Source organism: Streptomyces sp. NPDC048506 (assembly GCF_040651315.1).
Lineage (GTDB): Bacteria > Actinomycetota > Actinomycetes > Streptomycetales > Streptomycetaceae > Streptomyces.
This window is the reverse complement of sequence record NZ_JBEZIX010000057.1, coordinates 34,146-55,303: the sequence shown is the minus strand read 5'-3', so window position 1 is coordinate 55,303 and position 21,158 is coordinate 34,146. Positions and strand designations below refer to the sequence as shown.

Below are 21,158 nucleotides of genomic sequence, written 5' to 3'. Positions count from 1 at the left end.
GGCGTTGTCTAACATCTATGCGCTGATCAATCCTGATACCAGTTTGGACTTCCGGGGCGGACTCCCTGACCTGATGCTGCGGGGCGCCGACCCGCATCACGGCATGACGTCCGAGTTCACCATCCAGCGTGAATCTCTGGCACGGAACGGTATGCACGGCTTCTTCGCTCACGCCGCTGGGCTGGGCAGGGACAAATATCCCCCCAATCATGTGGCCGGCCCACTGATCGCCGCTCTGGGCGGGCCGGATCGGTACTGGTTCGGGAGCCTGACCATCTGCGGTTGCCGGCCAGTGGCGGCTACGGGCAGGGCGGAGTTGTGCGGCCTGAGCATGGCCCAGCAGCGCCTCATCGCCCAAGTCCATGCCACGGTGCTCGCCGGTGCATGACCGCAAGCGCTGTCGGCTGCCCCATACGGCCCCGACGGCCCGACCGTCCACCCACGCGGACCGAGGACGGCCAGTACTCGCACGGCCCTCCGCGGCGTGGGGCCGGCGCCGGGAGGAGCCCGCCCCAGGGGCTGCTGCCGCTGGCCTCAGCTCGTGATCTCGATGTGCCGGGGCTTTGCGGCCTGTGCCTTGGGCACGGTCACGGTCAGCACCCCGTCCGTCAGGTTCGCCTTGACCTCGCCAGTCTTCACGTCGGTGGGCAGCAGGGAGCGGTACTCGAAGTGGCCTGTTCGGCGGGTGGTACGGCGCAGCACGCCCTCGCGCTCGCACGCCTTGTACTCGCCGGCGATACACAGCTCCCGGCCGCTGACCTCGACGTCGATATCGTCACGTTTCACGCCGGGCAGCTCCGCCTCGATGATGTAGGCGTCGTCCGCTTCGTGCATGTCCGCCAGCGGCGCCCAGGGTGCCCCTGCACTCAGCGTGGGCATTGCCCAGGCGGACTCAAGCAGATGGCTCGTCCGCTCGTAACAGGTCATTGATCTCCGAGGTGATGGGCTCGCCCCAGTGCAGGGAGGGCATGGCCCGCTCCAGCAGGCTGCCGGGCCGGTGTCGCACAGGCATGTTCATCGCGGTTCACCTCCGCGAAACGACTGCATTCGGGTGTTTCCATGCTGCGCGCCCGAACCGCACTCGGCGACTCAGCTCGGGCCGCCGTCGCGCCGGAGCTTGGGTTTGTCAACCGAACAGCTTGCGCACGCGGATCGTCCGGATACGCCGTTTCGGCATCGTGTGCAGCGGCAGCCGTCCGCCAGGGAGGCTACCGGCAGCCGCAGGCTCCTCGGCTTGCTCGCTCCCGCAGCCGACCGCGGCCTCGTCCTGTCCACTGACCGTGTTATTCCATGTATCAGCCGGATTCTGCCGGTGCGGCGTTCTCGCCCTCTTCCTCCGCCCCATCGGAGCTAAACCGTGTGCTCGGGCTTGCCCGCAGGCGCCGGACGGCTGTCGATCACGCAGCCTGCGCCGGGGAACACCTCTGTTTCACGGCCGTCGTCGTACCGCACCCGGTAGGGCGGCTCCCCGTTGGGCCCGAGAACTTCCACAACTACCGCCCGGTGCTCCGGCGTTCCCACAGCTCGTCCGGTGAACCGCAGTACATCACCCGTCTCTGCCCGCATCACCGCTCACGCCTTCCCTGTGCTCGGCTGGCTCTTGCGCGAACCGTCCAGCTCTCTCCTTCCAGTGTGCGTCTGCTGCCCACGGGTGCATGACGATCTTGTGCGGGCGACTCCGTTCACGGCTGTTCCTGGCCGATCACCTCCGGCGCTGGAGAGCCGATGACCGGCGTTGCTTTCGGTCCGGCGTCGGGCAGCCTGGCCTCGACCTCGGAGACCACGCCGACCACCCGCCCTTCGCCCTCCAGGACCGGCAGGGCGCTCACCTTCCGCTGCTCTCGACGATGTCTTTGGACCGGGCCTCCTGGCCGATGGCGATCACCCTCTGTGTCATCACGTCGCTGATGATGCCCGGGGTGTGCTGCATGATCTCACCTGGTGCGCATGCCGTCCTCGCTACGGACCACCGTCACACGGCCGCTGTGACACCTCCGGCGTGGAATCCGCCCGACAGCCCCGGGCAGGGGTCATCCGGCACCTTCGCCCCGCTGGCCGGTCGAGTCGAGGAAGCGGATCGAGTGGCTCGCCGCGCGCCCTCGCCTGTCGCCTGCATCCGGACCGCCGTGTGGGCCGGTCGGCCCGCGAGAAGGCTCTGCGGCCCATCAGCGTGGCCCTACGCGCCGTGCAACTGTGGAAGGCGAACCGTTGAACCGCTCCCATCGGAGGCGCACGATGACCCGACCTGTGGCCGTCGGGCTGGACGGCTCCCCGGAGAGCCTCGCCGCCGCGGACTGGGGTGCGCGGGAGGCACTGCGCAGGGATGTTCCGCTGCGCCTCGTCCACGTCTGGGAGTGGCAGCCGTACTCGCACGCACCGCTGGTGGGGACGGACGCACCTCGGCTGTGGTCCGAGCGCCTGCCTCGAGAAGCCGCCGCGGAACTGCGCAACCGCTACCCGGACCTGGCCATCTCCGCGGACCATTTCACGGGCCCGGCGCCGGAAGTGCTGTGCGATGTTGCCTCGGAAGCGGAGCTGCTGGTCATCGGCTCCGCGGGAGTAGGCGGCCTGACCGGCTTCCTGGTCGGATCTGTCGCGATGGCGACGGTCGCGCACATCTAGGAGCCGGTCGTCCTCGTGCGCGCCGGGACGAAGGCAGCGGATGAGCATGTGCCCGCCATGGGCGGGCGGCCACCGTTGGCCACGCTCTTCCGTCCGGTGGTGCTCGGCCTGGATCTGAGCCGGCCCTGCCACGACGTGATCGGGTTCGCCTTCGATGCCGCCGCGCTCCGGACAGCTCCGCTGCGGGTCGTCCACGGCTGGAATTCGCCGGCCTACTTTGCCTACGGGGCGGCCGTGGACCCGAGCTGGCAGGCTGACATGAGGGCACAGGAATCCGACGCACTGCGGGCCGCACTGCGGCCGTGGCGGGAGAAGTACCCCGGCATCGACGTGATCGAGCAGTCCGTGGTCGGCCAGCCGGCACACCATCTGGTGGAGGCCGGGAGCGATGCGGGGCTCCTCGTCATCGGCCGGCGGTCCCATCGTTCGAGGGCCGCGTATCCCCTCATCGGGCATGTCGCACATGCCGTCCTGCACCATTGCCCGGCCCCGGTAGCCGTCGTCCCGCACACTTGACAGTGCCGCCATCGATGTCCGGCACCGGGACCGCGCGCTCGTGCTGGCCGTACGAGGGCGTGAGCGGCCAACGGCTTCGGAAAGGGAAGCCGGTCGAATCTCATGATCCGTTACGTGTACGACTTCGCCGAGGGGCGCGTCGCCATGGCCGATCTCCTCGGGGACAAGGGCGCCCACCTCGCTGAGATGACCCGTATCGGTCTGCCCGTGCCACCGGGTTTTCACCATCACCACGGCGGCCTGCCGGTCCTTCCTGGCCACCGGCAACGTCGGCCGCCGCCTGGTCCGGTCGGGGCCCGTCACTCCATGCCGGGCATGGTGGAGACGATCCTCGACATCGGTCTCGACGACGCGTCCGTACGGGGTCCGGCCGCTTCCCCGGGGTGCGCGGAATTCGCCTGGGACTCCTACCGGTGGCTTCTCCAAAAGTACGGGGCCACCGTGCTGGGTATCGACGCGGACCTCTTCGCCGCGGAGCTGGTCGCCACCCGGATCCGCGTGAACTCCCGCTGGTCGTCGAGGAGTTCATGGGAATCGGCGGTGACGGGTGAGGGCTTTCCGCAGGAGCCTGCGGAGCGGCTGCGTCGGGCGGTGCGCGCGGTCTTCTCGTTCTGGAACGGTGAGCGCGCACGGATCTACCGGCGTCGTGAACACATCGCCGATGACCTGGGTACCGCGGTCACCGTCCAGACCATGGTCCACGGAAATCCTCGGCCCGGACTCCGGAACGGTGAAGCCCCGACGACCTGCCCGGCATGATCGCCGCCAGCGCCGTGCTCACGGCCGCGATGGACGGACTGCCGGTCACCATCCGACTGCTCGACCCGCCGCTGCACGAATTCCTCCCGGACCGTACCGAGTTGACCGCCCGGACCGCCGCACTTCGTGCATCCGGCGGCACACCCGATGATGATCGAGCTGCCCCGGGCCACGCCGACCGCAGGCCCCATCGCCCAGGAGGCGGACTTCTTCTCCTTCGGTAACACGACCGAGTCGCTCAGGACACCGGTACGACGATGGCGTCCCGCGTGCTCTGCACGATGGCGAGCAACTCCGACCGTTCCTGCTCCGCCACCCCGAACTTGTCCAGCGTCTGGTTGAGGTCGTCCATGAAGGCCTCCCACTCGTTCGCGGTGATCCGCAGGTCGCGGTGGGAGTCCTCCATCGTGCGCCCCGTGTATCGCTGGGGTCCCCCGGTCGCTTCCCCGACCATCTCCGTGACCAGGTACTTGAACCCCGGAGGCAACACACGGTGGTGCGCGTCGTCCACGCGCGGATTGGCGTTCAGCCGGTCGTCCACCATGATCCGGTCGATGAAGTCGTCGACCACCGTGGCGATGCTGTAAATACCGCCGAGTCGCTCGTAGAGCGAGGTTGGCTGCGTTTCCATGTTCGCTCCCTCCGGAGCGGGGTATGCCGCGTCGTCCGATTCACGCCAGGATGATGTGATCTCCGCGCCGGATCGTTCCGCCCGTGATCACGTCGGCGTAGACCCCTACGTTCACCTGGTTGTGCTCCGCCGCCGTACGCAGGATGCCCGCGTCGTGCGGCAAGTCCCCCTGGGGCAGCGTGGTCATGACGCAGCGAGGGCAGGGGCCGGTGATCCGTAGGCGGACCTCGTCGCCGATCGCCGCCGTGTGGCCGACCCAGTCGTTCTCCACGAAACCCTGCAGCTCCGGACGGGTCGCCACGACGATGTTCGGCCGGAACCGGCGAGCCTCGAAGCGCCCTTCGGGATAGAGGGCGCGCAGCTGATCGATCGTCGCCGTCGTCAGCAGGTGCACCACCGCGAGATCGAAGAAGGTCCCTGTCGGCAGGTCCCACTCGGTCACGGTGTCGCGGTGGTCGAGCCCTGCCATGTCCGGCCAGTACTCCTCGGCCGTCGTGCGTGACGACTCATCGTCGCCCTGTGCCGTCGCGAGCGTGACCTCCCGGCCGAGCGCTTCGGACAGCAGCCGGGCCACATCGGGCTGGGCGCTCGTCACCATGGTCCCGTCGGGCAGGGTCAGGCGGACGGCAGGCAGTTGTCCGCCCGCCCGCGGAGGATCGACATACGCGGCTCGGAACTCGAAGAAGTTTCCCCATCTATGCGGATTCTTGGCACCCGCGACCTTGCCCGTCGCCGGATCGACCACGGCGAACCGCCGATCCCCGACAAGACCGCGTTCCGTGACCTCTGAGGCGTTCAGCTCCTCCCCCATCATCGACTTCACTGGATAGCGCCACAGTCCGACAACCGCACCATCGGCGACATCCGCCGACGGCGGGTGCGACGAGTGCGCTGTCATGACGGTCTCCTTCGGTCCGGCGCTGGAGCGGAACGTTGCGTCGGCGTCTCCCTACAAGCGCAAACCTCCGGCCACGTCCTGTCAAACGCTGACGTGCGCGGCGGAGCCGGTCCCGCCGGCGACATGCCAGAGCTCGCCGAAAAGGCCGCCGCCGTCGAACAGTTCGACTGCCCCACCTGTGAGGTGCCCGCCGGAAGCACCTGACGCACCCGCGGCGGCAAGGTCGGCCCGAAGTACCACACTCCGCACTTCATGCTCGTCCCCCAGCTTCGCGCCGAACTCGAAGTCCGCACCCCCGCCAACCGCGGACCCGGCCGCGCGTGGGAGACGGGCCCGGCGATCGACACTGCGGTGCCCGAGGCCGCCACGAAGCCCATGAGGCTGAGGTACGCCCGTTGCAGTACCGCCCGGCGGGAAGCATGCGCGCGAAGATCCACGGCCGTTCACAGACGCCGGAGCCGGGATTGCGGCCTTGCCTGGCCGACTCCACGATGAAGGCATGGTTCCCGTCGGTCCTGCTGACCGTTTCGACGCGTTCAGGGCCCTGGCCGACCGGCGTGGGCGGCCCGGAGACAGGTTGATCGGGTCGCTGGCCAAGGCGAGGGCGGAAACGGCGGACGGGCCCGGGGTCTGGGCACCGGCTGCTGCCGCCCGTTTCGGACTGCCTGGAGCCGCCGCGCTCGGACCGGCCAGCTACTACGCGGACCTGGCAGCCCCACATCGCGACCGTCATATCAGAGTGTGCACCGCGACGGCGTGCTTCGCTGCGCAAGCCGGACGGCACCTCGCTGATGTGGAGGACGAGCTGGGGGTCATCACGAACACCGCCTCACCGGAGGGTGACGTAGCGGTGCAGGCCGTCCGCTGTCTGGGCTACTGCTACGCGGGGCCCGCGGCGCTCGACGGCGACACGCCCTGCACAGGTCCGACCCTCGCCGGTCAGCTCGCCGGCCGGGAGCCACTGTGGGCACCGGAGATCCCGGCGGCCGACGACACCGGTGACCCGGTCCTGCTGGGCGGTGTGATCTCCGGTGAGCCCACGTGGCAGGTGTGGCCGCGTACGGTGACGGCGCGTACTCCGGACGAGGTCCAGCGAGAGGTGGCGGCATCCGGGCTGCGGGGGCGGGGCGGCGCAGGATTCCGGGTGGCCGCAAAATGGGCGACTGCCAAACGCGCGCCCGACACCGTGGTCGTTGCCAACGGCGACGAAGGTGATCCGGGCTCATACGCCGACAGGCTGCTGATGGAGGCCGACCCAGCGCGCGTACTGGAGGGCCTGGCCCTGGCCTGCTTCGCCTGCGGAGCCCGTCAGGGCGTGGTGCTGGTCCGCTCCGAATACCCACGCGCGCTGGCCCGGCTGCGCGAGGCGGTCGACCAGGCATACGCTGACGGCCATCTCGGCCCGTCCGTACAGGGAACCACCACCTCACTGGACATCCAGGTCGTCGAGGGGGCCGGATCCTATGTCGCCGGTGAGGAGACGGCGCTGATCGCAGGGCTGGAGGGCAGCCGGGGCTGCGCCCGGCCCCGCCCGCCGTACCCGACCGAGCGCGGCCTGTGGGACGCGCCGACCGTGGTCAACAACGTCGAGACCCTGGCGGCTGTCCCGTGGATCGTCAGCCGTGGCGGCGAGGCGTACGCCCGGCGCGGGAGGCGCGGCGAGACCGGGACGAAGCTGGTCTGCCTGTCCGAAAGGTTCGCCCGGCCGGGTTGCTACGAGGTCGAGCTCGGCACGTCAGTGCAGCGGATCGTCGCCGAGCTGGGTGGCGGTCTGAAGGACGGCGCCGAACTGGTCGCACTCCAGGTCGGCGGACCGCTGGGCGGCTTCCTCGCAGCCGACGCGCTGGACGTCCCCTTGTCGGAATCAGGACTGTCGGCCAGGGGCGCTGCCCTCGGCCACGCCGGACTGGTCGCCTTCGACCAGCACGTGACACCGGAGGAAGTGCTCCAGCACATCTGGCAGTTCGCCGCGGCAGAGAGCTGTGGCGCGTGCTCACCCTGCCGCGTCGGCTCGCGCCGCGGCCTGGACATGGCATCCACCGGTACCCCGCCAGGCCAGGAGTGGCAGCGGCTTTCGCGTGTCCTGGCCGAGGCGAGCCTGTGTGCCTTCGGACGGCGGATCCCGCCCGCCGTGCACAGCCTCGCCCGCGCCTACGGAGATCGACTGGCGGGATGGGGCCCATGACCGGAATCGAGACCGAGGTCGACGGCACGAGCGTCGTCGTGCCCGAGGGAGCTTCGCTGCTCACGGCGGTGCGGGAGGCCGGCATCGCGCTGCCCGCGCTCTGCTTCGACGACCGGCTCAGCCCCGCAGGCTCCTGCCGTACCTGCCTCGTACGGGCCGACGTGGGGGCACCTCCCAGCGGTAGCGGGGGGAGGATCGCGGCAGCCTGCGTCACCCCTGCCTCGCCCGGTGTTCGCATCGAAACCGCAACCGACGACCTTGTGCAGCTGCGCCGGGACGCAGTGGAGCTCATCGCCTCCGCTCTGCCGTCCCGGGCCCTCGCCGCGGACAATCCCAGCGAGTTGGCACAGGTCTGCCGGTCCATGGGGGTCGGCCCCGATGCGGCGCAGGGTGCCGGAGGCCGGGGCGCGGACGACTCCCACCCGTATGTCCGTCTCGACCGGGACCTGTGCATTGCCTGCGGCCGGTGTGTGCAGATGTGCTCCGAGGTGCAGGGCACCTTCGCCCTCACCTTGGTCGGCAGGGGTAGCGACACGGTCGTGGCCCCTGGCACCGGCGGGTCCTGGGCCGCGTCGGACTGCGTGGCCTGCGGCGGCTGCGTCGACACCTGCCCCACAGGGGCGATCACTCAGCCCGGACCGGCGCGCGGGCTCACCTCCGCATTCCACCCTGCGGCAACCACCACGCGCACCACCTGCGGCTACTGCGGTGTGGGCTGCACCCTCGATGTGATCACCCAGGACGGCGAGATCGCGGCGGCGCTGCCCGCCCGGGACGGCCCGGTCAACCTCGGTCACGCATGCGTGAAGGGCCGCTTCGCCCATGGATTTCGCACATCCCCCGAACGGCTCACCCAGCCCCTGGTGCGGCGCGGCGGCACCCTGGAGCCGGTCGGCTGGGACGAGGCATTGGACCAGGTCGCACGGGGACTGCGTGCGGCCGTCAAGGCCGGCGGCCCCGACGCCGTGGCGGCGATCTCCTCGGCCCGCGCCACCAACGAGGACAACTACCTCGTCCAGAAGTTCATGCGGGTCGTCATCGGCACCAACAACGTCGACAACTGCTCCCGGCTCTGCCACTCCCCATCCGCCGCCGGCCTCACGGCATCCCTCGGACTCCCCGGCGGCACCGACACCTTCGACGACGTCGAGCAGGCCGACTGTCTGCTGGTGGTCGGGGCCAATCCCGTCGAAGCCCACCCGGTGGTCGGAGCCCGGCTGCTGAGGCGCGTGCTGCACGGAGCCAAGCTCGTCGTCGCCGACCCCCGCGCGATCGGCCTGGCCCTGCACGCCGACGTGCATCTGCGGCCCCGCCCGGGCACCAACGTCGCGCTCTTCCACGGGCTCGCCCACATCCTGCTCGCCGAAGGCATGACCGACGAGATGTTCCTGCGCCAGCGGGCCACTGGGCTGACAGAACTCACTGAACTGCTGGCTGACTACCCGCCCGACCGGGTCGCGGACATCACCGGGGTGCCCGCCCGGGACCTGGCGGCCGCCGCCCGGCTGTACGGCCGTGCCCGACAGCCCGCGATCGTCTACGGCCTAGGGGTCACCGAGCACCTGCACGGCACGGACGGGGTGCGGTCGCTGGCCAATCTGGCGATTCTTCGCGGCGCCGTGGGAACCGACCGGGGCTACGGGGTCAACCCGCTGCGCGGCCAGAACAACGTCCAGGGCGCCTCTGACATGGGCGCCCTGCCGGACGTCCTGCCCGGGTACGGAAAAGTCACCGACCCGGCCGTCCGCTCCCGAGCAGAGGACATCTGGGGCCTGCCCGTTCCGAAACGGCCCGGTCTGCGCATCCCTCAGATGTTCGCCGCCGCCCGCGCGGGGGATCTACAGGCGCTGTGGGTCATCGGCGAGGACGTGTGCGCCACCGACCCCGACGCCAACCGGGTCGCCCAAGCGCTGGACACCTGCCCGCTCGTCGTCTGCAACGAACTGTTCCTGTCCGAGACCGCCCGGCACGCCGACGTCGTACTGCCCGTCGCCTCCTGGCTGGAGAAGGACGGCACCTTCGTCAACTTCGACCGCCGGTTCCAGCGGGTCCGCCCCGCCGTACCCCCGCCGGGAGAGGCCCGAGCCGACTTCGACACCGTACGTTCACTCGCCACGGTGATGGGTGTCGACCTCGGCTGCCCCACTCCGGCCGACGCCCTCGCCGAGTGCGGACGCATCGCGCCCGTCTTCGCCGGGCTCTCCCACGACCGGCTGGACCGCGAGGGCGCCGTGCCGTGGCCCTGCCCCGACCCCGACCGGCCGGGCGAGGCCAAGCTGTACACGGAGACGTTCGCCACGCCGGACGGGCGGGCGCACCTTGCCGCGCCCCCCTATCTCCCACCGGGCGAGCAGCCCGACGACGACTATCCGCTGGTCCTGGTCACCGGGCGGCGGTGGGCGCACTACAACTCCGGGAGCATGACGCGACGCGGCGGCAACCTTGCCCTCGATCCGGTCGACTTCCTCGATCTCCACCCCGACGACTGTGTCCGGTACGACGTGCGGGACGGCGAGGAGGTCACGGTGGAGAGCCGGCACGGCCGGGCCCGTCTCATCGCCCGGGTCGGTGAACAGACAGTCCCCGGCCAGGTGTTCTGCTCCTTCCACTTCCCGGCGAGTGGAGTGAACCGGCTCACCTCCGACCAGGCGGACACCGTCACGTCCTGCCCCGAGTACAAGGTCACGGCGGTCCGCGTGTCCGCGCCGTGACGGCAACCGTACGAGGCTCTCGGCGATGGGTAGCAGACCCCCCGTGCTGACACCCGGAGACGGAGGCCGGTGGCCGGCGACGCCGAGCGGGACGGGCACCCCTGCGGTGCAGACGCTGGCGGCCGAGGAAGTCTTCGCAGTGCTGGACGCCTCGCCGCGGGGACTGGCGTCCGCGGATGTGGCGGCGCGGCAAAACCGGTTCGGGCCGCGGAGTTGTGCGGCCTGAGCATGGCCCACCGCGCTGCACCAAGTCGAGGGTCCCGGGTGGGCACCACGGCATGAGCCAGGCGAAGCCGTCGGGTTCCCTGCACAGCCCGCGCCCCGCCCGTGGACGGTGGCCGGCAGCCCCACGGCGTACTCCGATCAGCCCAGTGGGTGGGGCGGGGGCCGATGGCCGGAGGTGTACTGGACGCACAGACGCACAGGCGCCAGACGATGCCACCGGCCACCGAATGAGGGGAGCGGTCCGTGTCGCCATCGGATTCCGCTGCCCACCCGGTGAAACCTGGCCAGGTATTCGACCGGGAGACCGAGTGGGCCGACCTGATGGGCTTCGCATGCGATCCGTGTCCCGGGGCCACGCTCGGCCTGGTCTCGGGACAGCAGAGGCAGGGCAAGACCTTCCTGCTGGAAGCCGTTGCCAAGGCCGTCGGCGGTTTCTACTTCGACGGGCAGGCGGCGGCAGAGGCCGAGACATTGCACCGCCTCGCCGCCCGCTTCGGCGAGCACACCGAGCGACGCATCCACCACGCTGGCGGCGCTGGGAGGATGCCGTGGACGCCCTGCTGGAGCTGGGCGACCAGCGCCCGTTCCTCGTGATCATCGACAACTTCCCCGACCTTGTGGGACCGAGCCCGGCACTACCGTCCGTTGTTCACGGCGCCTACCGCCGTCTGCACCAGGTGCGGGGCCACAACCGCGCCCGCCTCATCCTCAGCGGCGGGACACCCGCCCTCATGCGGAGGCTCTTCTCCGGCCCGTCCTCTTTGCACCGGCTTGCCTCGTTGGAACTCCTGGTGCGGCCCTTCGACTTCCGTGTGGCGGCGCGGTTCCGGGGGATCCGAGCCCCTCGGCTTGCCGTGCGGGTGCATGCCGTCGTGGGGGGGGAACTCCCGCCTACCGTGGCGACCTTGTGCGTGACGATGCTCCCGCCGGCTCGGAGGATTTCGACGCCTGGGTGTGCAGAACCGTCCTCAACCCACGCGTTCCCCTGTTCTGGGAGGCGCGCAATCTGCTGGAAGGAGAGGCGAATCACGCGGACCGGGCGCTGTGCCACTCCGCACTGGTCGCGATCGCTGCCGGCTGCTCCACACCCGGCGGGATCGCCGATCGAATCGAAGCCCCGCTGACCGACACAACCCACGTCCTGGCCGTGCTGCAGAATCGTGGTCTGCTGCACGGCGAGCCCGACGCGTTCCGGCCGGGGCTGACGCGCTACCGCGTCGCCGAGCCCCTGTTGGCCTTCGAGCACGCCGTCGCATGGCCCCACCGCGCCGCGATCGAGCAGGAGGACACCGCCAGTGTGTGGCGCCGGGCCGGCACCGCTTTCGATTCCGCCGTGGCCGCACCGCACTTCGCCCAGCTGTGCCGGGACTGGGCCACCGAATATGCCGTCCCCGACACCTTCGGAGGGGACCCCGAAACGGCCGTGCGCGGCAGCGTCTCCGATCCTGCGGGGCACGGCCGTCTCGACGTCGACGTGGCGGTACGTGGGACTGTCGAAGGCAGGCCCGGAGTCCTGCTGTCGGTCGGACTCGCCCGCTGGAACGAGACCATGGACATCCACCACCTGGAGCGGTTGCGCCACATCCTGTCCGTCCTCGCGGCTTCCGGCGAGGACGTCAGCCAGGCCAGGCCGGGCTGCTACAGCGCGATCGGGTTCGGCCCGGAACTGCGGGCCGCCGAAGTCAGGGGCGAGGTCCTCCTGGTCGACGTCGACAGGCTCTACCACGGCGAGTGACCGCCGGTGCTCGGGCGTGACGACGATCATGGCCGGGGTGGGCTCAGGCGGTCACACACGCGGCGCCGCTGTGCATGATGTCGCGTGCGGTCGTCATTGCGCTGACGTTTCTCACGTTCGTACGGGACGGGCGTACGGCCTGAACCCCCGCCCGTCGTCCTGTGGGACCTGGAGCCAGGCTCTGGCGTATGGACTGCACATGGACACGGGCGAGCGGTCCCGCTTCGGGGGGGAGCAGTCGGTCGTCGGCCGCGCCGCTCGATCGAGGACGGCCGGTCATCCCTTGAGCACTCCCAGGGGGACGAGGCGTGCGACGAGGTGCCCGAGGCCATTGTGCTCACCGGCGCTGACCACGGCGTCGACATCCTTGTACGCCTCGGGCGCTTCTTCGGTCACGCTCCGCCAGGAGGTGGGGCGTACGGTGACGCCGGCGTCGGCGAGTTCGTCGCGCAGGTGCCCTGTGGTGACCTCCCGAAGGGCACGGTGGCGGCTCCAAAGCCGACCGGCACCGTGGCAGCAGGAGTCGAAGGCTTCGTTGCCTCTGACACCGGTCAGGACGTACGAGGCGGTGCCCATCGTGCCGGGGACGAAAACCGGCTGGCCCACGGCCGCGAGGTCTTCAGGGAGGTCGGGATGGCCGGGTGGCAGGGCCCGGGTGGCGCCCTTGCGGTGCACACACAAGGTCTTGCGGGTCCCGTCCGTTGGATGGCTCTCCAGTTTGGCGAGGTTGTGCGAGACGTCGTAGACCAGACTCAGGTCGGCGCGGGCCACGGCCCAGAAGGCGCGCCGGGCGGCATCGGAGAGCCACTGGCGGTTGGCCCTGGCGTAGTTGGCGGCGGCTGCCATCGCTGCGAGGTAGTCGCGGCCCTCGAGAGAGTCGACAGGGGTGCAGGCGAGCTGCGGGTCGGGTACCGAGATGCCGTAGCGGCGCTGCGCGGAGTCCATCCGGCGGACGTGGTCGCTGCAGATCTGGTGGCCCAGGCCGCGCGAGCCACAGTGGATCATGACGCAGACCTGGCCGGCGCGGAGGCCGAACGCCCGCGCGCACGGCCCGTCCAGGACCTCGTCGACGGTCTGGACCTCCAGGAAGTGGTTGGCCGACCCCAGGCTGCCGACCTGCCAGGTGCCCCGTTCCAGAGCTCGCTCCGAGACCTGTGAGACATCGGCGTCGTCCACCACGCCGTGGTCTTCGCAGCGGTCCAGGTCGCGGGGGACCCCGCGGCCCTGTCCCACGACGTAGCGGGCGCCGCCCAGCAGTACCTCGTACAGCTCACCGCGGTCACGCGGCCGCCACAGGCTGCCGCGTCCCAGGCCACGGGGGATCACCCGGTCGAGCCGGTCCATCAGGTCGGGCAGGTGGGGCAGCAGAGCGGCGCGGTCCAGGTCCGCGGCCAACAACCGCACGCCGCAGGAGATGTCGAAGCCGACGCCTCCGGGGGACACGACGCCTCCGGCGGTGACGTCGGTCGCCGCCACGCCGCCGATCGGGAAGCCGTAGCCCCAGTGGAGGTCGGGCATCGCATACGACGCCCGGACGATGCCGGTCAAGGTGGCGACGTTCGCCACCTGCTCCAGCGACTTGTCCCCGGGCTCGGACGGCAACAGGTCCCGAGGTGCGAAGGCCACTCCGGGCACACGCATACCGTTCGTCTGCTCGATACGGAACCGCCAGGGGCCTTCCTCGACGAGACGGATGGGCATGGAGCCGCTCCTCACCTGCGGGCCAGCCCGCGGTCGGAGCGAGCTGTCATACGTCCAGCGTGACGCGACCCGCCCAGCCCTGCGCGTCATGAGCCAGCCGGAGCCCGTGCAAGGACACTGCCTTGGGAACGGCACCGATCTGTCCGACCAAGCCACTGCTGACCATCGTGAACCGCAGACGGACCCCGTGGTCGGCCGCGGTCACCCGAATGTCGGCCGGGACCTCGGCGGCCGCCTCCATCCGGTAGATGACATCCTCGATCACCGCTGCCAGCAGCCGCTCGTCGGTGTCGGCTCTCAGCTCGCACTCACGGGTGATCCCGGCGGCCACTCCCGCCGTGTCGGTGAAGCTGCCGATCACTCCCCGTACCGCTTCGGCAATGCACTCCTCGCGGGTGCCCGCCCACGCCTCTATACAGAGATCGGCGGTGTGCGGCACGCTCCGATGGCCACTCGCCGACGACTCCTGGCCACGGTGCCCGCTTGTCACTCACACCTCCGTCGATGGTCACGCCCGAAATCCAGGCCGTTCAAGCCGGATGAGGCATCAGCCCGAGCGGATCTTCGGGCGAGGTCGGCGTGTGTGCGCAGCTCCCGGAGGACGCCACTGAGGACTCGCAGCGATCGCGTGAGAGTGAGGGCGCCGGGGCGCACAACTCCGCTTCCTGTCTCTTCCCAGTCAACGCTGCCCGAGACCACCGCGCTACCTGGATCGATCCGGTGCAGCCCCAGCAGGCGGGCATCACCGCCTCCAGCAGCGGTGGCGGCAGCTGGCCGGGGACGGTGTTGGCGGTGTTCCTGCCGCTGGTACTGGTCGGTCGCCGTCCATGAGTCCGGCCATGCTCTCGTCGCGGCCCATGCGAGCATGCCGACCCGGTCGCGAAGGTGACCATCGGGCCGTCCGGACCGACCTTGGGAGCCACCGAGCAGCTTCCCGAAGCCGAGCGGTACCTCTACAGCGAGGCACATCTGACCGACCTGCTGTCGGTCCGGCTCGGAGGGCGGGCCGCCGAACTCGTCGCCTCCGGTGAAGGCTCGACGGTGCTGGAAGCCCTCGCCGCGCTGCTCGTCACCCACGAAGCCGTCGCCGGTCCGGTCGTCCTGGACGTGCTGCGACAGCACCAGCGAACCGATGACGGCGATGCCACCGCGGTGGGGTGCGGAGGGCGAGGATGGCCATGTCGTCGTGGCCGTCGCTGGGGTGGCGGTCGGCCAGGGCCTGAACGAAGTCCTCCAGGGGCAGAGCGGCGCGTTCGGTGGCGAGGACGGCCAGGCGCTCCAGCCCTGTCTCGATGGAATGTACGGGGTGTTCGAAGAGCCCGTCGGTGAAGAAGATCACCGTGGAGCCCGCCGGCATGGGGTGGGTGTGGTCGTTGCGCGGCTGGGCGACATCGACGCCGAGGGGAAGGTCGGGGTCGGCGTGCAGGTAACAGGCTTGGCTGTCGGGGGTGAGCAGCAGGGGCGGTGGGTGGCCCGCGGTGCTCCAGCGCAGTGTCCAGGTGCCCGGCGGGGAGGGTTCGAGACGGGCAAGGCATACGGTGGTGACGGGCTGGTCTGTGATCGCCTGGAGGACCCGGTCCAGGCGGGCGAGGACGGTGCTGGGTGGGGTGCGCTGGTCGTAGAGCAGGGCGCGCAGCATGTTGCGGATCTGGGCCATGGCGGCCGCTGCCTTCAGGTCGTGGCCGATGACGTCGCCGATTACGGCTGCGCAGGCGTGGTCGGGGACCAGGAGGGCGTCGTACCAGTCTCCGCCGATGTGATCGGGGGTTCCGGCGGGGCGGTAGGCAGCGGCGGCGTCGAAGGGCTGTAGATCGGGCAGGTGCGGCAGCAGAAGCCGTTGGAAGTGTTCGGCGTCGAGACGGGTTTGCTCGTAGAGGCGGGCGTCGTCGATGGCCAGGCCCGCGGCGCCGGCGAGCGCGACGATGAGTGCTTCGTCGTGGGCGTCGAAGGGGCGGCCGTCGCGCCGTTCGGCGACGTAGAGGTCCCCGTAGATTTTGCCGCGGGTGCTGATCGCGGCCCCGAGCAGGGTGCGCATCGGCGGGTGGCCGGGTGGGAAGCCGGCCGAGTCCGGGTGGGCGGCGATGTCATCGACGCGCAGCGATTCGGGGACGGCGATCAGGTGTCCCAGCAGTCCACGGCCGCGCGGGAGCTCCACCTCGGTCAGATCGGCCCGTTCCTGCTCCGACAGGCCGACCGGGATGAACTGTGCGAGGTATTCGCCGTCCTCATTGAGCACGCCGAGCGCGCCGTAACGGGCGCCGACCAGTTCCATTGCGGTATCGACGATCAGCCGCAGCACCACGGGGAGGTCCACGTCCCGGCCGAGGACCGCCTCATACAGATCATGCAACCGGTCCTGGGCGCGCGCCAGCGATCTGAGCTGCTCGGCGATCAGCTCAAGCTCGACGCCCAGACGCAGACGCCGGGACCCATCCGACGGCTCTGGGCTGTTCTGGTTCTCTGGCATCAACGGCGCCTGTTCGTCTGACGTTCGTTCTCGGCGACCTTGAGCCGATAGGAGTCGGAACCGGTCATGGACCTTCCGTTCGAAGGCGGTATCGCGTCAGTGACCTCGTCCGCGGCACGGATGCGGGTCACCGCCGTGGTGTACCGGCTGTGGCGACGGTCTGGGCGCGGAGGTGATTCGTGACGTCGACAACACCGTCGACGCTCTCGGACAGCCGTACCGCGATGGGGATGAGGCTTTCCTGCGGCACTGTGCCACTCAGCGTCACCCGTCCGTCGGTGACTTGGACGGTGACCTCGCCAGGGGACAGGCCCAGGGCCCGGGTCAGGACGTCCGTCGTGATCTCCTCGCGGATCGTGAGGTCTCGCCGTAGGAAGACGCGCAGCAGGTCAGCGCGGCTGATGATGCCCACCAGCCGGCCGGCGTCGTCCACGACGGGCAGCCGTTTGACATGGTGGTGGGCCATGACGCGGGCCGCCTCCACGACCGACCACTGCGGTCGCGCCGTGACGGCCGGGCTCGTCATCAACTCCTCGGCGGTCAGCGCGTGGGCCTTGGCACGTTCCGTGGGCCGCAGGTGCGCGGCGGACAGATGTCCGCCCGGATCCGTCTGGCTCTCCTGTTTGCGCAGCAGGTCCGCCTCCGACACCACGCCGATCGGGCGTCCCTGGCCATCGACGACCGGTACCGCCGTGATGTCGTGCTCCGCGAGGTGCTCGGCGATGTCCTTGAAGCCCGTGTCCCGCCGCACGCTCACAACGGCCGCGGTCATGAGGTCTCCGACCGTTCGATGCAGCATGTCGCTCCCTCCTCAGCGCTCGCCGCGCGGGTCCTCCCTCCACTGTCCGCCCCTTGGAGAGCACCTGCACTGTCCACCCGTCCTGGGCGCACCAGGCCGGGCCCCCGGCGGCTATCCGTATGGGGGCCGCCGGACCTTTGGGCCCCGCATCCGGTGGAGGCGCTGGAGCAGCCCTGCCGTGGAACAGTGGAAGGAAGGAGACGGGCCGTGTGCAGCCCCGCAGAGGTACAAGCCGGGCGAAGGAGGACACGATGAGTCAGCCTGTGCTGGCGGGAATTGACGGGTCCGAACGCAGTTCGGCGGCAGCCGCCTGGGCGGCGCGGGAAGCCGAGCTGCGTGGCGTGCGACTGCTCCTGGTACACGCCTCTCCATCGCTTCCGGGCACCGCCGTGCCGGTCCCGGCCCTGAACAGGTTGCATCACATGGGTGAGCGGATGCTCCAACAGGCGGTCGCCGACCTCGTCGACCGCCACCCGGACCTCGAGGTGCGGGGCGAGCAGGCCGATGACGCCCCGGCCGCGGCACTCCTTGCGGCGGGACGTGGCGCCGGGCTCCTCGTCGTCGGCACACGGGGGGCGGGCGGCTTCGACGGTCTCGAGGTCGGCTCAGTGGCCCTGCGGATGGCAGCAGCAGCTCCTTGCCCCGTCGTGTTGGTGCCCCAAGAGCCCGCCGGCACCTTCGGGGAAGGGATGCGCGCGGCGGGTGACACTGCTCAAGTGGTGGTGGGTTTCGATGCGCATCACCCGGTCAGTGCGGCAGTGGACTTCGCGTTCCAGGCCGCCGAGGCGCGCGGAGCGCCTCTGCGGGTGGTCCAGGCATGGGCTCTGCCCGCCGAGTCCGTGTCGTCACGGACGCTGGTGGTGACCGAGAAGGACCGCGCTACCTGGGAAGACCAGGAGGTTTTGCGGCTTTCCGACGCCGTGCGCGCGTTTCAGGAGACGTACCCACAGGTGGCGGTCCGCACTGATGTCATGCTGCTCCACCCCGCGGAAGCGCTCTTGAACGCGTCCCGGGGTGCGGACCTGCTCGTCGTGGGCCGCCGCACCGACCCTCCGACGGCCGAGGGACGGCTGGGTCCGGTCACCCACGCCGTTCTGCACCACAGCCGCTGCCCGGTGGCGGTCGTGCCGCACACGGGCTGAGGGCGGACCAGCAGCTCTGACGGCAGAACGGTTGGTCCGGCAACGACCCGACGATCGCCTGCGGCACTCAGCCGAAGAGAACGTCGAACTCGTCGTACAGTGACGGATCGACCTTCTTGGTCTGCGCCGTGGCATCGGCGAGGGGGAGGCGGACGATCTGGGTGCCACGCAGGGCGACCATCATGCCGAAGGCACCGTCCTTGACCGCCTCGATGGCGTGCAGCCCGAAGCGCGTCGCCAGCCAGCGGTCGAAGGCACTCGGTGTGCCGCCGCGCTGGATGTGCCCCAGGACCGTGGTGCGGGCATCCGAGCCCGTGCGTTCCGAGATCTCCTTGGCCAGCCACTCGCCGATGCCGGACAGTCGTACATGGCCGAACTCGTCCAGTGACTGGTCCTTGACGCTCATCTGCCCCTCTTTGGGCACGGCCCCTTCGGCCACCACCACGATCGGCGCGTAATTGATCTTGAACCGGCTCTTCACCTGCTCACAGACCTGATCGATGTCGAACGGTCGCTCCGGGATGAGGATCACGTTGGCGCCGCCCGCGATGCCGGCGTGCAGCGCGATCCACCCGGAGTGCCGCCCCATCACCTCCAGGACCAGGACGCGCATGTGCGACTCGGCGGTGGTGTGGAGGCGGTCGATGGCCTCGGTCGCGATGCCGACGGCGGTGTCGAAGCCAAAGGTGTAGTCGGTGCCGGACACGTCGTTGTCGATGGTCTTCGGTACGCCGACCAGATTGATCCCCTGACGGCTCAGCTCGGAGGCCACGCCGAGCGTGTCCTCGCCGCCGATCACGACGAGCGCATCCACGTCATACGTGGAAAGGGTGTCCCGCACGCGCCGCACCCCGTCCTCGTGCTTGAACGGGTTGGTGCGGGAGGAGCCGAGGATCGTTCCGCCTCGGGGGAGGATTCCGCGCACGCTGGGGATGTCCAGCGGCACGACCTTGCCCTGGAGCGCGCCGAGCCAGCCGTCTCGCAATCCGACGAAGTCAAAGGCGTACTCCTGGGCACCTTTGCGGACGACGCTGCGGATCACGGCATTGAGGCCGGGACAGTCACCGCCGCCGGTCAGCACTCCGACCTTCATGGCGTCTCCCTTCCGCTGGTCACCCCACCCAGTGGCAGCCATCTCAGGATCCACACCCCTGTCGGGGGGCACGGAGCGTCTCCCCTCCAGCCTCCCCCCATTCGATCCGCAGTGGCCACTCCACGGACTCCCGCAGGTGCCAGGTGGCTCGCCCGCGGCATCTCCAGCGTTCTCGGCCGCGGCATCTCCAGCGTTGGGCTCATCCCGCTCGGCGAGGCTCTGGGTGGGAGAAGAACACACAGCTCCCGGACGCGGCGCGGGGTGGGCTTGAGGGGCCGCGACGGTCGGCAACCGAGGACCTTCAGCCTCGCGACGGGCCTTCCCCGCCACGGTGAGCCGCAGGTCGCGCCACTGCACGACCAGGCCGAGCGGACGGCGGTCCTGGCCGTCCACGGCCGCGGCACGTCACGCCGCGAACGGAGGCGTCCGGTAGGAACTCGACTGCCGACAGTGCCGCGTGCGGCGCCTGCCGTTTCGCGTTCCGGTGTGGGGCGACTCCTTCCGCAAGCTACCGGTCGTGTGCGTGCGGGACAGTGATGACCGGGCAGCGTGCGTGCTGTAGTACACCCTGGCTGACGGAGCCCAGCAGCATCCCGGTGAAGCCGCCGTGCCCGCGTGTGCCCACGACCAGGCCGAGGGCATGTTCGGACGCCTTCGCAAGGACCTGTACCGGGTGGCCCCGCACGACCTCATGGTGCAGTTCCACCTCGGGATGCGCGGCGGTGCGCCCGGCAACCGTCTCCGAAAGCAGCCGTCGGCACTCCTGGAGGGCAGCGTCCTCGTCCAGGACTCCGAGCCGCGGAGGGTGCCACACGAACAGGGCCCGCAGGGCCGCGCCGCGCAGGGCGGCCTCGTCGAAGGCGAAGTCGACTGCGGCGGCGGATCGAGGGCTGCCGTCGACCCCGACCACGAAGTACGGCTGCTGCTGGGTGATGTGCTCCGAGTACGGTACGACCACCACCGGGCAGGGAGCGTGGGCGATGAGCGGCAGGGCGACTGAGGCGGTGGTGAAAACCTCCTGGAGAGCACTCAGGTGCCAGCAATCGAGCACGACCTCCGTGGCGTTCTGCGCCTGCTCACGCAGCACCCACGCCGGATGGCCCTCCGCCAGCAGCCCGGACACCCGCACCCGCGGATGCCGGGACTCGACGAAGGCCACAGCTTCCTTCAGCACGCGATCGCCCGTCGTGTGCAGCGCCTTGTTCCACTCCTCCCAGGACGGCCGCCCGCCCGTCGGCCGGTATCCGAGGGTCGGCACGTTCTGCGCGAGGACCAGCAGCAGCGGCAGGCGGCGCCGGGTCGCCTCGTCGGCGGCCCAGGCGAGCGCCGTGCGTTTGCCCGGATCGGGGTCGACGCCGACCACGATCGGCTTACGTCCCTGTGTATGCGTCATCGCCGACTCCCCAGTGGTCACTTCGACGGACACGTCGGCGCCGGTGCAGGCCGGTGCTGGTGCCGGCCACCGCGGCCGACTCTGCCGCTTCCGGCGCTGCGGTGCGTCTACAGGCCCCGGGAGAGCAGGAACTCGTGGGCGAGTAGTGCACCGTGTGCCGCTTCCTCGGGCGGAATGACTTCTGACGGGATGCTCTCCAGGCCATGGACGAGTACTCGGGCGGCCTCGGCCAGGGTCGCGACCTGCGCGGTCGGCTCCGGCAGCGCGTGCCCTGCCGATCA

19 protein-coding genes and 3 pseudogenes are annotated in these 21,158 nt (G+C 70.2%); 10 read left to right on the top strand and 12 right to left on the bottom strand.

Translation table 11 applies throughout. The annotated features are described in order from the left end of the window. The first annotated feature begins 4 nt into the window (after positions 1–4). Positions 5–388: a hypothetical protein gene (locus AB0C96_RS35110; protein ID WP_362923240.1), complete on the top strand. Its 384-nt coding sequence runs from the start codon at positions 5–7 to the stop codon at positions 386–388. Between the two features lie 146 nt (positions 389–534). On the opposite strand, the gene AB0C96_RS35105 is transcribed toward AB0C96_RS35110, so the two are convergent. The 4 genes and pseudogenes from AB0C96_RS35105 to AB0C96_RS35090 all read right to left on the bottom strand — a co-directional run. Next, on the bottom strand, positions 535–834 hold the full coding sequence (locus tag AB0C96_RS35105; protein WP_362923238.1) for an Hsp20/alpha crystallin family protein: 300 nt from the start codon (positions 832–834) through the stop codon (positions 535–537). Positions 835–892: 58 nt separating this feature from the next. Then, the gene (locus AB0C96_RS35100; RefSeq protein ID WP_362923236.1) at positions 893–1,018 is read right to left on the bottom strand and encodes a hypothetical protein; all 126 of its coding nucleotides are present in this window, start codon (positions 1,016–1,018) and stop codon (positions 893–895) included. 332 nt (positions 1,019–1,350) lie between these two features. Further along, complete coding sequence (locus AB0C96_RS35095) at positions 1,351–1,566, bottom strand: DUF1918 domain-containing protein (RefSeq protein ID WP_362923235.1); 216 nt, start codon at positions 1,564–1,566, stop codon at positions 1,351–1,353. Between the two features lie 200 nt (positions 1,567–1,766). After that, positions 1,767–1,930, bottom strand: a pseudogene (locus tag AB0C96_RS35090) (CBS domain-containing protein); the annotation flags it as partial. Between the two features lie 305 nt (positions 1,931–2,235). Here AB0C96_RS35090 and AB0C96_RS35085 point away from each other — a divergent pair. The 3 genes and pseudogenes from AB0C96_RS35085 to AB0C96_RS35075 form a co-directional block, all read left to right on the top strand. Continuing rightward, positions 2,236–2,622, top strand: a complete 387-nt coding sequence (locus AB0C96_RS35085) for a universal stress protein (protein WP_362923233.1) — start codon at positions 2,236–2,238, stop codon at positions 2,620–2,622. 15 nt (positions 2,623–2,637) lie between these two features. Beyond that, entirely contained in the window at positions 2,638–3,138 is a 501-nt protein-coding gene (locus AB0C96_RS35080; protein WP_362923231.1) for a universal stress protein, read from the top strand. Positions 3,139–3,240: 102 nt separating this feature from the next. Next, a pseudogene (locus tag AB0C96_RS35075) lies at positions 3,241–3,846 on the top strand (PEP/pyruvate-binding domain-containing protein); the annotation flags it as partial. 289 nt (positions 3,847–4,135) lie between these two features. Here AB0C96_RS35075 and AB0C96_RS35070 read toward each other — a convergent pair. Both AB0C96_RS35070 and AB0C96_RS35065 read right to left on the bottom strand, forming a co-directional pair. Then, a complete protein-coding gene (locus AB0C96_RS35070; protein ID WP_362923230.1) occupies positions 4,136–4,528 on the bottom strand; it encodes a group 1 truncated hemoglobin in 393 nt (130 codons plus the stop codon). A gap of 40 nt (positions 4,529–4,568) precedes the next feature. Next, positions 4,569–5,426 (bottom strand): MOSC N-terminal beta barrel domain-containing protein, encoded by an 858-nt coding sequence (locus AB0C96_RS35065; protein WP_362923228.1) that lies wholly within the window; start codon positions 5,424–5,426, stop codon positions 4,569–4,571. Between the two features lie 499 nt (positions 5,427–5,925). On the opposite strand from AB0C96_RS35065, the gene AB0C96_RS35060 reads away from it, so the two are divergent. The 4 genes from AB0C96_RS35060 (at position 5,926) to AB0C96_RS35045 (ending at position 12,282) form a co-directional block, all read left to right on the top strand. Continuing rightward, a complete protein-coding gene (locus tag AB0C96_RS35060; RefSeq protein ID WP_362923226.1) occupies positions 5,926–7,611 on the top strand; it encodes an NAD(P)H-dependent oxidoreductase subunit E in 1,686 nt (561 codons plus the stop codon). After that, positions 7,608–10,322: a formate dehydrogenase subunit alpha gene (gene fdhF, locus AB0C96_RS35055; protein ID WP_362923225.1), complete on the top strand. Its 2,715-nt coding sequence runs from the start codon at positions 7,608–7,610 to the stop codon at positions 10,320–10,322. Before AB0C96_RS35060 ends, fdhF begins: the two co-directional genes overlap by 4 nt. 468 nt (positions 10,323–10,790) lie before the next feature. Then, complete coding sequence (locus tag AB0C96_RS35050) at positions 10,791–11,141, top strand: hypothetical protein (protein WP_362923223.1); 351 nt, start codon at positions 10,791–10,793, stop codon at positions 11,139–11,141. 313 nt (positions 11,142–11,454) lie between these two features. Continuing rightward, entirely contained in the window at positions 11,455–12,282 is an 828-nt protein-coding gene (locus AB0C96_RS35045; RefSeq protein WP_362923222.1) for a hypothetical protein, read from the top strand. A 276-nt stretch (positions 12,283–12,558) separates the two neighbouring features. On the opposite strand, the gene AB0C96_RS35040 is transcribed toward AB0C96_RS35045, so the two are convergent. Next, positions 12,559–13,983: an RtcB family protein gene (locus AB0C96_RS35040; RefSeq protein WP_362923220.1), complete on the bottom strand. Its 1,425-nt coding sequence runs from the start codon at positions 13,981–13,983 to the stop codon at positions 12,559–12,561. A gap of 46 nt (positions 13,984–14,029) precedes the next feature. Beyond that, positions 14,030–14,473: an archease gene (locus AB0C96_RS35035; RefSeq protein ID WP_362923219.1), complete on the bottom strand. Its 444-nt coding sequence runs from the start codon at positions 14,471–14,473 to the stop codon at positions 14,030–14,032. A gap of 395 nt (positions 14,474–14,868) precedes the next feature. On the opposite strand from AB0C96_RS35035, the pseudogene AB0C96_RS35030 reads away from it, so the two are divergent. Further along, positions 14,869–14,964, top strand: a pseudogene (locus AB0C96_RS35030) (hypothetical protein); the annotation flags it as partial. Positions 14,965–15,052: 88 nt separating this feature from the next. Here AB0C96_RS35030 and AB0C96_RS35025 read toward each other — a convergent pair. Both AB0C96_RS35025 and AB0C96_RS35020 read right to left on the bottom strand, forming a co-directional pair. Then, positions 15,053–16,450, bottom strand: coding sequence for a GAF domain-containing SpoIIE family protein phosphatase (locus AB0C96_RS35025; protein WP_362923217.1), 1,398 nt, complete (start codon positions 16,448–16,450; stop codon positions 15,053–15,055). A 127-nt stretch (positions 16,451–16,577) separates the two neighbouring features. After that, entirely contained in the window at positions 16,578–17,249 is a 672-nt protein-coding gene (locus AB0C96_RS35020; RefSeq protein ID WP_362923215.1) for a CBS domain-containing protein, read from the bottom strand. A gap of 251 nt (positions 17,250–17,500) precedes the next feature. Between AB0C96_RS35020 and AB0C96_RS35015 the strand changes: the two genes are divergently transcribed. Further along, positions 17,501–18,391 (top strand): universal stress protein, encoded by an 891-nt coding sequence (locus AB0C96_RS35015; protein ID WP_362923213.1) that lies wholly within the window; start codon positions 17,501–17,503, stop codon positions 18,389–18,391. A 67-nt stretch (positions 18,392–18,458) separates the two neighbouring features. On the opposite strand, the gene AB0C96_RS35010 is transcribed toward AB0C96_RS35015, so the two are convergent. After that, positions 18,459–19,484, bottom strand: coding sequence for a 6-phosphofructokinase (locus AB0C96_RS35010; RefSeq protein ID WP_362923211.1), 1,026 nt, complete (start codon positions 19,482–19,484; stop codon positions 18,459–18,461). Positions 19,485–19,992: 508 nt separating this feature from the next. Then, on the bottom strand, positions 19,993–20,877 hold the full coding sequence (locus AB0C96_RS35005; protein WP_362923209.1) for a universal stress protein: 885 nt from the start codon (positions 20,875–20,877) through the stop codon (positions 19,993–19,995). Positions 20,878–21,158 lie beyond the last annotated feature (281 nt).

Excerpts from the sequence above, each read along its gene's own strand:
- AB0C96_RS35060 (WP_362923226.1), top strand. The coding sequence starts at position 5,926 with ATGGTTCCCGTCGGTCCTGCTGACCGTTTCGACGCGTTCAGGGCCCTG.
- AB0C96_RS35040 (WP_362923220.1), bottom strand. The coding sequence starts at position 13,983 with ATGCCCATCCGTCTCGTCGAGGAAGGCCCCTGGCGGTTCCGTATCGAG.
- AB0C96_RS35070 (WP_362923230.1), bottom strand. The coding sequence starts at position 4,528 with ATGGAAACGCAGCCAACCTCGCTCTACGAGCGACTCGGCGGTATTTAC.
- AB0C96_RS35105 (WP_362923238.1), bottom strand. The coding sequence starts at position 834 with ATGCACGAAGCGGACGACGCCTACATCATCGAGGCGGAGCTGCCCGGC.
- AB0C96_RS35005 (WP_362923209.1), bottom strand. The coding sequence starts at position 20,877 with ATGACGCATACACAGGGACGTAAGCCGATCGTGGTCGGCGTCGACCCC.
- AB0C96_RS35095 (WP_362923235.1), bottom strand. The coding sequence starts at position 1,566 with ATGCGGGCAGAGACGGGTGATGTACTGCGGTTCACCGGACGAGCTGTG.
- AB0C96_RS35010 (WP_362923211.1), bottom strand. The coding sequence starts at position 19,484 with ATGAAGGTCGGAGTGCTGACCGGCGGCGGTGACTGTCCCGGCCTCAAT.
- AB0C96_RS35085 (WP_362923233.1), top strand. The coding sequence starts at position 2,236 with ATGACCCGACCTGTGGCCGTCGGGCTGGACGGCTCCCCGGAGAGCCTC.
- fdhF (WP_362923225.1), top strand. The coding sequence starts at position 7,608 with ATGACCGGAATCGAGACCGAGGTCGACGGCACGAGCGTCGTCGTGCCC.
- AB0C96_RS35025 (WP_362923217.1), bottom strand. The coding sequence starts at position 16,450 with ATGCCAGAGAACCAGAACAGCCCAGAGCCGTCGGATGGGTCCCGGCGT.
- AB0C96_RS35100 (WP_362923236.1), bottom strand. The coding sequence starts at position 1,018 with ATGAACATGCCTGTGCGACACCGGCCCGGCAGCCTGCTGGAGCGGGCC.
- AB0C96_RS35015 (WP_362923213.1), top strand. The coding sequence starts at position 17,501 with ATGAGTCAGCCTGTGCTGGCGGGAATTGACGGGTCCGAACGCAGTTCG.
- AB0C96_RS35065 (WP_362923228.1), bottom strand. The coding sequence starts at position 5,426 with ATGACAGCGCACTCGTCGCACCCGCCGTCGGCGGATGTCGCCGATGGT.
- AB0C96_RS35020 (WP_362923215.1), bottom strand. The coding sequence starts at position 17,249 with ATGCTGCATCGAACGGTCGGAGACCTCATGACCGCGGCCGTTGTGAGC.